The sequence below is a fragment of the Rhizobium sp. Leaf321 genome (assembly GCF_001423215.1).
Taxonomy (GTDB): Bacteria; Pseudomonadota; Alphaproteobacteria; order Rhizobiales; family Rhizobiaceae; genus Neorhizobium; species Neorhizobium soli.
In genome coordinates this window covers 412,460-426,902 of record NZ_LMOF01000007.1, presented here as the reverse complement: position 1 = coordinate 426,902, position 14,443 = coordinate 412,460, and the positions used below count along the sequence as shown (strand labels likewise).

Annotated in this window: 10 protein-coding genes; 3 read left to right on the top strand and 7 right to left on the bottom strand. The window is 60.1% G+C overall.

Annotation, left to right across the window (positions count from 1 at the left end; genetic code table 11):
• Nucleotides 1-9 precede the first annotated feature (9 nt).
• The 3 genes from ASF70_RS15025 to ASF70_RS15015 form a co-directional block, all read right to left on the bottom strand.
• Nucleotides 10-933: a DMT family transporter gene (locus ASF70_RS15025; RefSeq protein ID WP_062580749.1), complete on the bottom strand. Its 924-nt coding sequence runs from the start codon at nucleotides 931-933 to the stop codon at nucleotides 10-12.
• A 132-nt stretch (nucleotides 934-1,065) separates the two neighbouring features.
• A complete protein-coding gene (gene glnA / locus ASF70_RS15020; protein ID WP_062580746.1) occupies nucleotides 1,066-2,475 on the bottom strand; it encodes a type I glutamate--ammonia ligase in 1,410 nt (469 codons plus the stop codon).
• 71 nt (nucleotides 2,476-2,546) lie between these two features.
• Entirely contained in the window at nucleotides 2,547-2,885 is a 339-nt protein-coding gene (locus ASF70_RS15015) for a P-II family nitrogen regulator (protein WP_007753933.1), read from the bottom strand.
• Between the two features lie 331 nt (nucleotides 2,886-3,216).
• Between ASF70_RS15015 and ASF70_RS15010 the strand changes: the two genes are divergently transcribed.
• A complete protein-coding gene (locus ASF70_RS15010) occupies nucleotides 3,217-4,704 on the top strand; it encodes a bifunctional ADP-dependent NAD(P)H-hydrate dehydratase/NAD(P)H-hydrate epimerase (protein ID WP_062580745.1) in 1,488 nt (495 codons plus the stop codon).
• Here ASF70_RS15010 and ASF70_RS15005 read toward each other — a convergent pair.
• Together ASF70_RS15005 and uvrA are read right to left on the bottom strand one after the other, a co-directional pair.
• Entirely contained in the window at nucleotides 4,701-5,513 is an 813-nt protein-coding gene (locus ASF70_RS15005) for a DUF72 domain-containing protein (RefSeq protein ID WP_156461848.1), read from the bottom strand. The genes ASF70_RS15010 and ASF70_RS15005 overlap by 4 nt on opposite strands.
• 36 nt (nucleotides 5,514-5,549) lie before the next feature.
• On the bottom strand, nucleotides 5,550-8,471 hold the full coding sequence (gene uvrA / locus ASF70_RS15000; RefSeq protein ID WP_062580741.1) for an excinuclease ABC subunit UvrA: 2,922 nt from the start codon (nucleotides 8,469-8,471) through the stop codon (nucleotides 5,550-5,552).
• A 245-nt stretch (nucleotides 8,472-8,716) separates the two neighbouring features.
• On the opposite strand from uvrA, the gene ASF70_RS14995 reads away from it, so the two are divergent.
• A complete protein-coding gene (locus ASF70_RS14995; RefSeq protein ID WP_062456831.1) occupies nucleotides 8,717-9,301 on the top strand; it encodes a single-stranded DNA-binding protein in 585 nt (194 codons plus the stop codon).
• A gap of 17 nt (nucleotides 9,302-9,318) precedes the next feature.
• On the opposite strand, the gene ASF70_RS14990 is transcribed toward ASF70_RS14995, so the two are convergent.
• Together ASF70_RS14990 and ASF70_RS14985 are read right to left on the bottom strand one after the other, a co-directional pair.
• The gene (locus tag ASF70_RS14990) at nucleotides 9,319-10,494 is read right to left on the bottom strand and encodes an HPP family protein (RefSeq protein WP_062580739.1); all 1,176 of its coding nucleotides are present in this window, start codon (nucleotides 10,492-10,494) and stop codon (nucleotides 9,319-9,321) included.
• A gap of 34 nt (nucleotides 10,495-10,528) precedes the next feature.
• Nucleotides 10,529-11,161: a MarC family protein gene (locus ASF70_RS14985; protein ID WP_062456837.1), complete on the bottom strand. Its 633-nt coding sequence runs from the start codon at nucleotides 11,159-11,161 to the stop codon at nucleotides 10,529-10,531.
• A gap of 228 nt (nucleotides 11,162-11,389) precedes the next feature.
• Between ASF70_RS14985 and gyrA the strand changes: the two genes are divergently transcribed.
• Nucleotides 11,390-14,251, top strand: a complete 2,862-nt coding sequence (gene gyrA / locus ASF70_RS14980) for a DNA gyrase subunit A (RefSeq protein WP_062580737.1) — start codon at nucleotides 11,390-11,392, stop codon at nucleotides 14,249-14,251.
• Nucleotides 14,252-14,443: the final 192 nt, after the last annotated feature.

Here is a 14,443-nt window from a genome sequence, read left to right as displayed (position 1 = left end):
AGTTTGTTCTCATGGCGTTCTTGCGCGGGCGCGCTTCACCGTTGCCAGAATGACGCCGCCGAGAACGCAGACGATGCCGACGGCGTGGTAGGCCTCGAAGGTTTCGCCGAGAAACGCCACGGCCATGACGATCGAAACCGGGGGCATCAGGTAGAGCGTGGTCCCGGCCGTGACCGAACCGAAGATCCGCACGACCTGCTGGAAACAGAAGAAGGCGGCGAGCGAGGCGAAGAGAATGATGCCGGCAAGCTTCATCCAGGCGGACTGGCTGGTGGGAAGAAGACCGCCGTGAAACAGTTCCCAGATCGCCGGCACGATCAGGATGAGCGAGCCGGAGAAGGCAATCAGTCCGAACAGCGTGAGCGGACGAACGGCTTGAGCTGCCGGGCGCCGTAACAGAATTGAATAAAAGGCAAACGCGATCGCAGCGATCAGAATGCCGAGATCGCCGAGATTGAAGCGCATGTGAAGAACGGCAGCCAGATCTCCGCGCAACACGATGACAGCGACGCCCGCGAAGGCGAGCGCCATGCCGCAGATCTCCTTGATGCTGATGCGTCGGCTGGCGAACAGCCATTCCAGCAGAATGATGAAGAGCGACGACGTGCTGTAGATCAGCGTGGCATTCGAGGCCGTCGTCATGGTGAGCGCCCAGTAGACGAAGCCGCCGCAAATGCCCATGCCGAGGAAGCCGAGCCAGAGCCACAACCACGTATGGGCCCGCACAAAGGCCGCAGCAGCGCGACGATCCATATAGAGCAGCGGCAGCATAATAAGCGTCGAGCCTGCCCAGCGGATAAACGCGGTCATATAGGGACCGATCTCGCCGACAATGCCGCGACCGAAAACGAGATTGCTGGAAAAGAAGACCGGGACAAGAAGGAAGATCAGCCAGTCGAGGGGACGGGGCGTGCTGCCGGTATCGGTGCGCATGAGGCAATCCAGGGGGCGGTGAAGCAGGCACGGGCCTGTGACCGCAGGTTAGGAGCCTGCTGCTCCGATGAAGCATGAATGGAAAACGGCGGGTAAGCCCCGCCGTTTCTGGTTTTCAGGTTGGTCCGCGGATCAGGCGGAATAGTACATGTCGAATTCGACCGGATGCGGCGTCATCTCGAAGCGTATGACTTCCACCATCTTCAGTTCGATATAGGCGTCGATCTGATCATCGTCGAAGACGCCGCCGGCGGTGAGGAACTTGCGATCCTTGTCGAGGCTGTCGAGCGCTTCGCGCAAGCTACCGCAGACCGTCGGGATCTTGCGCAGTTCCTTCGGCGGCAGGTCGTAGAGATCCTTGTCCATGGCCTTGCCGGGATGAATCTTGTTCTTGATGCCGTCGAGGCCGGCCATCAGCATGGCGGCAAAACCGAGATAGGGGTTCTGGGCCGGATCGGGGAAGCGGACTTCGACGCGCTTTGCCTTCGGGTTCGACCCGAACGGAATGCGGCAGGAGGCGGAACGGTTGCGGGCCGAGTAGGCAAGCAGAACCGGTGCTTCGTAACCCGGGACGAGACGCTTGTAGGAATTCGTCGTCGGGTTCGTGAAGGCGTTGATCGCCTTGGCATGCTTGATGATGCCGCCGATGTAATAGAGGCAGCTTTCCGACAGGCCGGCATACTCGTCGCCGGCAAAGGTCGGCTTGCCGTCTTTCCAGATTGACTGGTGAACGTGCATGCCCGAGCCGTTGTCGCCGAAGATCGGCTTCGGCATGAAGGTGGCCGTCTTGCCATAGGCATTGGCAACCTGATGCACGACGTATTTGTAGATCTGCATCTTGTCGGCGTTGCGCACCAGCGTATCGAACTTCACACCGAGTTCGTGCTGGGCGGCGGCCACTTCATGGTGATGCTTTTCGACGACCACGCCCATTTCGGTGAGGACGGTGAGCATTTCCGAGCGCATGTCCTGGAGGCTGTCGACCGGCGGAACCGGGAAGTAGCCGCCCTTGACGCGCGGACGGTGGCCAAGGTTGCCGGTCTCGTAATCGGTGTCGTCGTTGGACGGCAGTTCCGAGCTGTCCAGCTTGAAGCCCGTATTGTAGGGATCGGCCTTGTACTTGACGTCGTCGAAGACGAAGAATTCAGGCTCGGGGCCAACGAAGATCGTATCGCCGATGCCCGATGCCTTCAGATAGGCCTCGGCCTTCTTGGCCGTGCCGCGCGGATCGCGGTTGTAGGCTTCACCGGAAATCGGATCGAGAATATCGCAAACGATGACCATGGTGGATTGCGCGAAAAACGGGTCCATGTGCACGGTCTGCGGATCGGGCATCAGCACCATGTCCGACTCGTTGATGGCCTTCCATCCGCCGATCGAGGAGCCGTCGAACATGACGCCATCGGCGAACATATCCTCATCGACGGCCGAGACATCCATCGTCACGTGCTGCAGCTTGCCGCGCGGGTCCGTAAAGCGCAGGTCCACGAACTTGACGTCGTTTTCCTTGATCTGTTTCATGATTTCGCTTGCGCTCGTCATATGACCTTTTCCTCGCCTGTATGATTGTTATGAACTGTCCGCGCGGCTTCTTATCAGCCTTCAAAGTGCGGTCAGATAGCGTCCACACCCGTTTCGCCGGTGCGAATACGAATGACTTCCTCCACGTTGGAAACGAATATCTTGCCGTCTCCAATTCGTCCAGTCTGTGCCGCGTTGCGGATGGCCTCGATGACTGCGTCTGCATTCTCGTCGGCCAGCACAACTTCAACTTTCACCTTCGGGAGAAAGTCGACGACGTATTCCGCGCCACGATAAAGCTCGGTATGTCCTTTTTGGCGTCCAAAGCCCTTGGCCTCGGTCACCGTAATCCCTTGCAAGCCGACTTCCTGAAGGGCTTCCTTCACTTCATCCAGCTTGAACGGTTTAATGATCGCTTCGATCTTCTTCATGAGAAACCAACTCTCCGCTTCTCCCAGTCGCAGGCCCATGCCCGCCAAACAGGCCGATGCACTATTCGTGCCAAACTCTTTCACGTTTTTCAGAAAATAACACGGGTTTGCGTCAAAACTTTCCATTTTTCCGTGGATTGCCTGCTGAACGCGGTTGGCCACCTCCGGGTTTGTGCGCCTGACGCCGTATCCTTGCCGAAATCGCTTCCGCCCGCCGCACCGAGCGCATGCCTGTCCACCTACTAAATAAGCATGTTTTCTGTGCATTTGATGATGTTTTGATCACTAAGATCGCGCTTGTATTTCCCCTGTTTTGCCTTTGAATAGACAAATGACCAATTCATTCGCTCATTTGCTCCTGACGCCCAACGATATGGCAGCCATCGACACGGCCGCGGCAGCATCAGGCATGTCCTCGATAGGGCTGATGGACCGCGCGGGCCGGGCTATCGCGGCGTCGGCTCTTCGACACTTTCCCGGCGCGTTGCGCTTTGTCGTCCTGTGTGGACCCGGCAACAATGGCGGTGACGGCTATGTCGCGGCGGCGGCCTTGAACGAGGCCGGCACACGCTGCGTGGTCTACAGTCTGGGGGATCCCGCACAATTGCGCGGCGATGCCCTTGAGGCCCGTTCAAGCTGCCCCCTCGATACCCAGCCGTTGGACAGTTATGTGCCATCGCCAGGTGATGTCGTCATCGATGCGCTCTTCGGGGCAGGGCTCTCCAGAAACGTCCCCGATAGCGTGGCGGCACTCGCTGATCGTCTGGTAGCCACCGATATACCCGTGCTTGCCGTCGATCTGCCGTCTGGACTATGCGGCTGGCGCGGCGTGGCGCTTGGCGCGGCGTTGCGTGCAGACCGGACGGTGACATTCGTTGCGCGCAAGCCGGGCCACGTCCTCATGCCGGGACGCGAGCTCTGCGGTGAACTTGAGGTTTTCGATATCGGCATCCCCAAGCGAATCGTTTTGAGCAAGGCCGGCAGTCTTGCCGAGAACGCGCCGTCGATCTGGAGCTCAGCTGTGCCGTCACCGTTGAGTGACAGCCACAAGTATACGCGCGGCCATCTGGTCGTGTTCAGCGGTCCCGCGGACAAGACGGGCGCAGCCCGGCTTTCGGCGACGGCGGGTCTGAAGCGCGGGGCAGGGCTCGTTACCGTTGCAAGCCCGACGGACGCACTTCCCGTCAATGCCGCCTCGCTGACAGCGATCATGCTTCATGCAATCGACGATGTCGCAGACCTCGCCGAGTGGCTGGGTTCGGCAAAACTATCGGCCTTCGTGCTAGGCCCGGGGTTCGGCGTCGGGGAGAAAGCCCGCGAGTTCGTGCTGGCACTGAAGGGCAAGCGGCTGGTGCTGGACGCGGACGGCATTTCCTCGTTCAAGGACGATCCTGATACGCTGTTTTCAGCCTTCTCGGAGGGCGAGACGCGCCTGGTACTGACCCCACATGAGGGGGAGTTTGCGCGGCTGTTTCCGGATTTGGCTAAGGACAAAGAACTCAGTAAGCCCGAGAAGGCGCTGAAAGCATCGGCGCTGGCCAGCGCCGTCATCGTCTACAAGGGTGCAGACACGGTGATCGCTTCACCCGATGGCCGCGCCCTGATCAACACGAATGCGCCGCCCTGGCTTGCCACCGCAGGCTCCGGAGATGTGCTCGCCGGAATGATCGGAGCGCTGCTCGCCCAGGGCATGCCCGCCTTCGAGGCCGCGGCGGCAGGCGTCTACCTACACGGCGAAGCGGCCAATAGCCTGACCCCAGACATGACCGCGGAAGATCTGGCCAAGAGAGCAGGGATCCTGCCGAATAAAGAGCCCTAGTTCCTGGCGTCGAGCATCTCCTGCATGGCCATTGCGCCGCCGGGGGCGTTGACCTTGCCCTCGTGGATGAAGAAGGCGTAGACGTCGCGCGGCTTTTTGGCGGGATTTCGCGATTCGTCGATCAAAGGTAGATCGTCGGGGACGCTACCGGCAGACCAGGTTTTCAACCTTTTCGCCCAATCTTTCATATCCGGCTTCGTGTAACAGGTTTCGATCTCGTCCGACCCTTTTTGCAGCCGCGCATAGACGAAATCAGCGGTAACGTCGGCGATCATCGGATAGTCGAAATGATCGGCGCAGACGGGGGCGACATTGTATTTCGCGATAAGTTCGACGAATTCCGGAACCTTGAAGCTGTCGTGGCGGACCTCGACGACGTGGCGCAAAGGCAGCCCTTCCAGCGCGTCCGGCAGCAGCTTCAGAAACGCTTCGAAATCGTCAGGCTCGAATTTCTTGGTCGGCGCGAACTGCCACAGCAACGGCCCAAGATGGTCGCCGAGTTCGACGAGCCCCTGCTGCAGGAAGCGTTCGATCGATTCGCCCGCCTCGGCCAGGACCTTGCGGTTGGTGGTGTAGCGGCTGGCTTTGAGCGAGAAGATGAATCCGTCAGGCACTTCGGACGCCCATTTCGCAAAAGTCTTGGGCTTTTGCGACCCGTAATAGGTGCCGTTGACCTCGATGACCTTGAGCTTGGACGCCGCATATTCAAGCTGGCGTTTCTTCGCCAGCTTGTCCGGATAGAACGTGCCCTCCCACGGCGCGAAGGTCCAGCCGCCGATACCTGTTCGAATTACGCCTGGTGTCATCACTCATCTCCCCGGAACAGGTATTGGCGGCGGTAAAAACTATTCTGCCGCTTGGACTTTCTTGACCGGACGCCGTTCCAGAAGCTCCTTAAGGAACTGGCCGGTATAGGAGCGCTTCTCCTTGACGACCTGTTCCGGCGTGCCGCAGGCGACAATCTCCCCACCACCCGTGCCGCCTTCGGGGCCAATGTCGATAACCCAATCCGCGGTCTTGATGACTTCGAGATTGTGCTCGATGACCACGACCGAATTGCCTTGGTTGACCAGTTCGTGCAGCATTTCCAGAAGTTTCGCGACGTCGTGGAAATGCAGGCCTGTCGTTGGCTCGTCCAGAATATAGAGCGTGCGGCCGGTGGCACGCTTCGACAGCTCCTTGGCAAGCTTGACGCGCTGCGCTTCGCCGCCTGAGAGCGTGTTTGCCTGCTGGCCGACCTTGATATAGCCGAGACCGACATCGAACAGCGATTGCAGCTTGTCGCGCACAGCCGGAACCGCGGCAAAGAACTCGACGCCTTCCTCGACCGTCATATCGAGGACGTCGGCGATCGACTTGCCCTTGAAATGCACGTCGAGCGTTTCGCGGTTGTAGCGTTTGCCGTGGCAGACGTCGCAGGTGACATACACATCCGGCAGGAAGTGCATTTCGATCTTGATGACGCCGTCGCCCTGGCACGCCTCGCAACGACCGCCCTTGACGTTGAAGGAGAAACGGCCGGGCGCATACCCGCGGGCCTTGGCTTCCGGCAGGCCGGCAAACCAGTCGCGGATGGGGGTGAAGGCACCGGTATACGTGGCCGGGTTGGAGCGCGGTGTGCGACCGATCGGCGACTGGTCGATATCGATCACCTTGTCGATATGCTCGAACCCGTCGATCCGATCGTGCTCGGCCGGGATTTCTCTCGCACCCATGACGCGGCGTGCGGCCGACTTGTAGAGCGTTTCGATCAGGAAGGTCGACTTGCCGCCACCCGATACGCCGGTCACGGCGGTAAAGACGCCGAGCGGTACGGCGGCGGTAACATTCTTCAGGTTGTTGCCGCGAGCTCCGAAAACTTTGAGTTCCTTGCCTTTTTTGACCTTGCGGCGCTCAGTGGGAACTGCGACGCCGAGTTCGCCCGACAGGTATTTACCGGTCAGTGACTTGGGGTTTGCCATGACCTGCTGCGGCGTGCCTTCGGCGACGACCGTGCCGCCGTGGATGCCGGCCGCAGGGCCGATATCGACCACGTAATCGGCGGTCATAATCGCATCCTCGTCATGTTCCACGACAATGACAGTATTGCCGATGTCACGCAGATGCTTCAGCGTTTCGAGCAGGCGGGCATTGTCGCGCTGGTGGAGGCCGATGGATGGCTCGTCCAGCACGTAGAGAACGCCGGTGAGGCCCGAGCCGATCTGCGATGCCAAACGGATGCGCTGGCTCTCGCCACCGGACAGCGTGCCGGAATTTCGCGACAGGCTGAGATAGTCGAGCCCGACATCGTTCAGGAACTGAAGGCGCTCGCGGATCTCCTTGAGGATACGGACAGCGATCTCGTTCTGCTTCGCGTTCAGGTGCTCGGGGAGCGCCGCAAACCAGTCGCGTGCCAGCCGGATCGACATTTCTGTCGTCTGGCCGATATGCAGCTTATTGATCTTGACCGCCAGCGCTTCCGGCTTCAGGCGATAGCCGGCACAGGACGGGCATGGAGCGGCCGACATGTAGCGCTCGATCTCCTCGCGCGCCCAGGCACTGTCGGTTTCCTTCCAGCGCCGTTCGAGATTGGGGACAATGCCTTCGAACGTCTTGGTCGTCTTGTAGGACCTGGCACCATCGGCGTAGTTGAACTCGATCTTTTCCTCGGTGCCCTCAAGGATCGCCGAGCGGGCGCTATCCGACAGCTTGTCCCAGCGGTCCGTCAGCTTGAAACCAAAGACCTTGCCGAGACCCTCGAGCGTCTGGTTGTAATAGGGCGAGGTGGACTTCGCCCATGGCGCGATCGCGCCATCCTTCAGTGTCCGGCCGGGTTCCGGCACGATCATGTTCCGGTCCACCTTCTGCTGTGATCCAAGACCATCGCAGGTGGGGCAGGCACCGAAGGGATTGTTGAAGGAGAACAGCCGCGGCTCGATCTCCGGAATGGTGAATCCGGACACAGGGCAGGCGAATTTTTCCGAAAACAGAACCCGTTCATGGGTTTCGTTGAGCGACTTGTTGGCAGATCCGCCTGCGGAGGTTTCCTTCTCCGGCAGAGGCTTGTCGGCGAACTCCGCAACGGCCAGGCCATCCGCCAGTTTCAGCGACGTCTCAAGGCTGTCGGCCAGGCGCGCGGCAATGTCGGAACGCACCACAAGGCGGTCCACGACCACGTCGATGTCGTGCTTGTACTTCTTGTCTAGCGCTGGAACGTCGGCGATCTCATAGAACTGGCCATCCACCTTGACGCGCTGAAAACCCTTTTTCATCAGCTCGGCGAGTTCCTTCTTGTACTCGCCTTTGCGCCCGCGGATCATTGGTGCGAGAATATAAAGACGGGTGCCTTCTTCGAAAGCAAGGACCCTGTCGACCATTTGGCTGACGGTCTGGCTTTCGATCGGAAGCCCGGTCGCTGGCGAATATGGAACGCCGACGCGCGCGAACAAAAGGCGCATGTAGTCGTAGATTTCCGTGACTGTGCCGACCGTCGAGCGGGGATTTCGCGAGGTCGTCTTCTGCTCGATCGAGATCGCCGGAGACAAGCCTTCAATCTGGTCGACGTCAGGCTTCTGCATCATCTCAAGAAACTGGCGAGCATAGGCCGACAGGCTTTCGACATAGCGTCGCTGGCCCTCAGCATAGATCGTGTCGAACGCAAGCGACGACTTGCCTGAGCCGGACAGGCCGGTCATCACGATCAGCGAGTTGCGGGGCAGATCGAGATCGATACCCTTTAGATTGTGCTCGCGCGCACCACGGATGGAAATGGTTTTGAGTTCGCTCATCGTTATGCCTTCGGGGAGGATCGAAGGTCCTTATGTAGTTATCGAAAGCCGCCTGTCGAGACGAAACTGTTGCAACGCAACCCGGTTCCGAATGCTTGACAGAACTATACGGAGAAAATAGAACAAAGAAAGAACAAAATTCACTGTGGATTAAACCTCGGCGTTGCCCAATCCGGGCGGTCGATGGTTTAAGGTGGGGTAATTGGTTTTCAAAGCCGCGCTTGGCGGCAAACGAGGTGAATACAATGGCGGGCAGCGTGAACAAAGTCATTCTGGTGGGCAATGTCGGCGCCGACCCGGAAATCCGCCGGACGCAGGATGGCCGCCCGATCGCAAACCTGCGCATCGCCACGTCGGAAAGCTGGCGCGATCGTACGTCGGGCGAGCGTCGCGAAAAGACAGAATGGCATACGGTCGTCGTGTTCAACGAAGGCCTCTGCAAGGTCGTCGAGCAGTATGTCAAAAAGGGCGCCAAGCTTTATATCGAAGGCGCACTGCAGACCCGCAAATGGCAGGACCAGACCGGCAACGATCGTTATTCAACCGAAATCGTGCTTCAGGGCTTCAACTCGACCCTGACAATGCTCGACGGTCGTGGCGAAGGCGGCGGTGAGCGCGGCGGCGCACGTGGTGGTGCAAGCGACTTCGGCGGCGGTGGCGGCGGTGATTTCGGCGGCAACTACGGTGGCGGCGGCGATGACTATGATCGTCCGCGTTCCGGGGGAGGAGCACCGGCAGGGCGTGGTGCTCAGGGCAGCCAGGGTGGCCAGTCCTCCGGTGGTGGCGGCGGGAACTTCTCCCGCGACCTCGACGACGACATCCCATTCTGATCAAAAAAAGGCGCCGCTCAGGCGCCTTTTTCATGTTCGGTTGGAGCATGAGTGGCGCGGTCCGAAAGCATCGCTACAAGCACGTCGGACTGCGAGAGTATTCCAACGAGTTTGCCGTTCTCGCCGACGATCGGCAGGTAGTGCAGGCCTTCCTCGGCAAACATGACGACCGCGTCGTTGAGCGGTGCCGACGGCTCGATCGTCCGGACCGGCGCAGTCATGATATCCCTTACGATATGGTTTGGCGCTGTTGCGCCTTGCATCATCAGGCGCAAACGCTGGCGCGGGCCGATCGTCGGGCGACCGCCGGTCCAGATTGGCTTGTCCAGAAAATCCGTCTGCGTAACGATGCCAACCACCTCAGCCTTTTCGTTGGTGACGGGCAGGGCCTTCAGACGGTGGTTGCGCATGGACTGATGCGCCTTCCCCAGGGGATCATCCGGTGACACCGCGATCACGTCGCGGGACATGACGTCGGCGCAGGTGAGGTGGCTGGCGCGCTGGCGGTAGGAGCGCAGTTCGGTCAGGCGAATAATTGTTTCGAGGTCGCTGCGATCGATATCGAGGACCTGATCATAGTCTCTGAGGACGGCGTCGAGATCCTCCCGGCGGAACCCGATACGGCCGCTCGGCGGCGGATCCTTGGTGCCGTGCGAAGGGGAAGGCGTAGCGGGCGCATGCGGATAGCGCCGGCCTGCCAGATTGTTGAGAATGATCGCAAGCAGCAGCAAAGCCAGCGAGTTGCCCAGAACCGGCCAGAGGACGAATCCGTATCCCATCGCGTGGATGGACGGGCCGCCAAGCACGGCGGTCAGGGCAATCGCACCGCTTGGCGGGTGCAGGCAGCGTAGCGCCATCATCGCCGCGATCGCTATGCCAATGGCGAGGCCCGAGGCGAGGGCAGGGTCTGGCACGAGCGCAGCGACTGTGACGCCGACAGTGGCCGAGAGAATATTGCCGCCCAAGATGGACCAGGGTTGTGCGAGCGGGCTCGACGGGACGGCAAAGAGCAGCACGGCCGAGGCACCCATCGGGGCGATCAGTGCCGGCAATGACGGTTCGAAGCCGACGACGAGACTTCCGCCGAGTCCCGTCAGGGAAATGCCGAGCAAGGCGCCGCCCGCAGAGCGAAGCCGTTCCCTCATGCTGATCGGGTTCGGTGCCTGTCCGATGAGACGGTTTAGAATGTGCATGGATTGAGCTTTCGGCCGTCCGTCTGAGGAAGGATCAGGGTATCGCGAATGCCGACCGGATGCCATCGACCACGAACTGAACGGACAAGGCAGCAAGGATGACCCCGAGAAGCCGGGTGAGGATCGCGCGCCCTGTCACACCCAAGAAACGGTCGAGCTTTTCCGCGATCAGAAGCGTTGCGTAGAGCACCACCATGATCAGCGCGAGGACCCCGATAAGAAGGGCGCGGTCGAGAGCGCTGGTGAATGTTCCGGACAAAAGGACGGTCGCGGAAATCGCTCCGGGGCCGGCGATCAGCGGCAGGGCGAGCGGAAACACGGCGATATCGTGGATATGGTCGATCGTGATCGCCTTTTGCGACGTCTTTTCCTTTCGCTCCTGGCGCTTCTCGAAAACCATCTCGAATGAGATCCAGAACAGCAGCAGGCCGCCCGCGATGCGGAAGGCGCCGATCGAGATACCGAGCAGGCCAAGGACGCTCGATCCGAACAGCGCAAACACCGCGAGGATACCGAAGGCGATCAGCGCACCGCGGAAGGCGACAAAGCGCCGTTGCGCCGTCGTCATGCCGACCGTCAGGCCCAGAAAGACCGGCGCCAGACCCGGCGGGTCGAGCGTGACCAACAAAGTGGTCAACGCGTTGATGAGAGCATCGGGTGAGGCCATGGATACTCCTAGAGGACGCTCGGCTTGCCGTTCAATGATAAGATTGTTAGGACAGCCGGGCGCTTTAGGGAAGTCTTGCAACGAATGTATCCAACGATCGTGGCAAACACCTTCCAAATGCCGCAAAACCTGTTCACAACTACAAAGCAAATTCAGTGGAAATTGGCGCCCGGAGCCGCTTTCCGCTATAAAAATTCAAATGATTCCGAACAGAGATCGTGATCCGATTTGACTGAGCAAAGCACACCCGGCGGCGGAAAGCTGCCTCCAGGCATCGAACCCATTTCCATTCTGGAAGAGATGCAGCGGTCCTATCTCGATTATGCGATGAGCGTGATCGTCAGCCGCGCACTTCCCGACGTTCGTGACGGACTGAAGCCGGTGCACCGGCGCATCATGTTCGGCATGTCCGAGCTCGGGATCGACTGGAACAAGAAATACGTGAAATGCGCCCGCGTAACCGGTGACGTGATGGGTAAATTCCATCCGCACGGCAACTCCGCGATCTATGATGCGCTGGCACGTATGGCGCAGGACTGGTCGCTGCGATTGCCGCTGATCGACGGACAGGGCAATTTCGGATCGATCGACGGGGATCCGCCGGCGGCCGAGCGCTACACCGAGTGCAGGCTTGAAAAGTCTGCCCATGCGCTGCTCGACGATCTCGACAAGGAAACTGTCGATTTCCGCGACAACTATGACGGCACCCTGTCGGAACCGGTGGTTCTGCCGGCGAAATTCCCGAACCTGCTGGTCAATGGCGCAGGCGGCATCGCCGTCGGCATGGCAACCAACATCCCGCCGCACAATCTGTCGGAAGTGATCGACGGCTGCATCGCGATGATGGACAATCCGGCGATCGAGTTGGCCGAGCTGATGCAGATCATTCCCGGTCCGGACTTTCCGACAGGTGCAATGATTCTTGGCCGCGCCGGGATCCGGCTGGCTTACGAGACCGGTCGCGGCTCCGTCATGATGCGCGGTCGTGCGACGATCGAACCTCTGCGCGGCGACCGCGAGCAGATCATTATCACCGAAGTTCCCTACCAGGTGAACAAGGCCTCGATGGTCGAAAAGATTGGCGAACTCGTCCGCGAAAAGCGGATCGAGGGGATTTCCGATCTGCGCGACGAGTCCGACAGACAGGGTTACCGCGTCGTCGTCGAACTGAAGCGCGATGCGAATGCCGACGTCATTTTGAACCAGCTCTACCGCTATACGCCGCTGCAGACGTCGTTCGGCTGCAACATGGTGGCGCTCAATGGCGGCAAGCCGGAGCAGCTGGCGCTGATCGACATGCTGAAGGCCTTTGTGTCCTTCCGCGAGGAAGTCGTCAGCCGCCGCACGAAGTACCTGTTGCGCAAGGCGCGCGAGCGCGCTCACGTGTTGGTGGGTCTGGCGATCGCCGTTGCCAATATCGATGAAGTCATTGCGCTCATTCGCCGTGCACCGGATCCTGCGACGGCGCGCGAGCAGTTGATGACGCGCCGCTGGCCGGCCCATGACGTCGAGGCTCTTATCCGGCTCATCGACGATCCGCGTCACAAGATCAACGAGGATCTGACCTACAACCTCTCCGAGGAACAGGCCCGCGCGATCCTCGAACTGCGTCTTGCCCGCCTGACGGCGCTCGGCCGCGATGAAATTGGCGACGAGCTGAACAAGATCGGCGCCGAGATCTCCGACTATCTCGACATCCTGTCGTCACGGGTTCGCATCCAGCAGATCGTCAAGGACGAACTCATCGCCGTTCGCGACGAATTCGGTACACCACGCCGCACCGAGATCCTCGAAGGCGGTCTCGAGATGGACGACGAGGACCTGATTGCCCGCGAGGACATGGTCGTTACCGTTTCGCATCTCGGCTATATCAAGCGTGTTCCGCTGGCGACCTACCGCGCGCAGCGTCGTGGCGGCAAGGGTCGCTCCGGCATGGCCACACGTGACGAGGACTTCGTTACCCGGCTATTCGTGGTCAATACTCATACGCCGGTGCTGTTCTTCTCCTCGCGTGGCATCGTCTACAAGGAAAAGGTCTGGCGCCTGCCGATCGGCACGCCGCAATCGCGCGGCAAGGCCCTTATCAACATGCTGCCGCTGGAAGCCGGCGAGCGCATCACCACGATCATGCCGTTGCCCGAAGACGAAACGTCCTGGGATAACCTCGACGTGATGTTCTCCACGACACGCGGCACGGTTCGCCGCAACAAGCTTTCGGACTTCGTGCAGGTCAACCGCAACGGCAAGATCGCCATGAAGCTCGAGGAGGAGGGTGACGAAATCCTCTCCGTCGAGACCTGCAGCGGTCCGAACCTCGACCTCAACGAGCCCGGCGACGACGTGTTGCTGACAACCGCGCTTGGACAGGCGATCCGCTTCCCGGTCGAAGAGGTCCGCGTCTTTGCCGGCCGTAATTCCATCGGTGTCCGCGGTATCAATCTGGCCGAAGGCGACCGCATCATCTCGATGACGATTGTCGGGCATGTCGATGCCGAGCCGTGGGAACGTGCAGCCTATCTCAAGCGCTCGGCGATCGAGCGCCGTGCTGCCGGGGTGGACGAAGAGGATATCGCTCTCGTTGGTGAGGAAGTCACCGAAGAGGGACAGCTTTCCGATGAGCGCTACGAATACCTGAAGCAACACGAGCAGTTCGTGCTGACGGTTTCGGAAAAAGGCTACGGCAAGCGCTCGTCTTCCTATGACTTCCGGACATCGGGCCGTGGCGGCAAGGGTATCCGTGCCACCGATACCTCGAAGACTGCGGAAATCGGCGAACTCGTTGCCGCCTTCCCGATCGACGAGGGTGACCAGATCATGCTCGTTTCGAATGGCGGTGTTCTGATCCGTGTTCCGGTTGGCGGCATTCGCATTGCCAGCCGTGCGACGAAGGGCGTCACGATCTTCTCGACCCATAAGGATGAGAAGGTGGTCTCCGTCGAGCGCATCAGCGAGCCTGAGAACGAAGACGAGAACGGCGAGTTGCCGGGTGAGATCTCGGCCGAAACCGGTGACCTCGGGATTGCTCCCGATACCGACACCGACGCGCCCGAAACCGATACGCCTGATGCTGACGGGGATGCGACCGAATAGGTCGCGTCCACCCGGACGGCAAAAGACGAGAAAACGAAAAAAGCCGGAGGATGGGAAACCATCCTCCGGCTTCTGTTTGAGTAGCTCCACGGGTTGGGCATCTCACCAGTATTTGGCACCGGCGATCAAACTAGTGGCGCCGTGTTCGATCATTGGATTGGGATGCGACCGAGTAGGTCGCGTCCTCCCGGA

Coding starts and splice junctions, on each gene's coding strand:
- ASF70_RS15025 (WP_062580749.1), bottom strand. CDS start 933: ATGCGCACCGATACCGGCAGCACGCCCCGTCCCCTCGACTGGCTGATC.
- glnA (WP_062580746.1), bottom strand. CDS start 2,475: ATGACGAGCGCAAGCGAAATCATGAAACAGATCAAGGAAAACGACGTC.
- ASF70_RS15015 (WP_007753933.1), bottom strand. CDS start 2,885: ATGAAGAAGATCGAAGCGATCATTAAACCGTTCAAGCTGGATGAAGTG.
- ASF70_RS15010 (WP_062580745.1), top strand. CDS start 3,217: ATGACCAATTCATTCGCTCATTTGCTCCTGACGCCCAACGATATGGCA.
- uvrA (WP_062580741.1), bottom strand. CDS start 8,471: ATGAGCGAACTCAAAACCATTTCCATCCGTGGTGCGCGCGAGCACAAT.
- ASF70_RS14995 (WP_062456831.1), top strand. CDS start 8,717: ATGGCGGGCAGCGTGAACAAAGTCATTCTGGTGGGCAATGTCGGCGCC.
- ASF70_RS14990 (WP_062580739.1), bottom strand. CDS start 10,494: ATGCACATTCTAAACCGTCTCATCGGACAGGCACCGAACCCGATCAGC.
- ASF70_RS14985 (WP_062456837.1), bottom strand. CDS start 11,161: ATGGCCTCACCCGATGCTCTCATCAACGCGTTGACCACTTTGTTGGTC.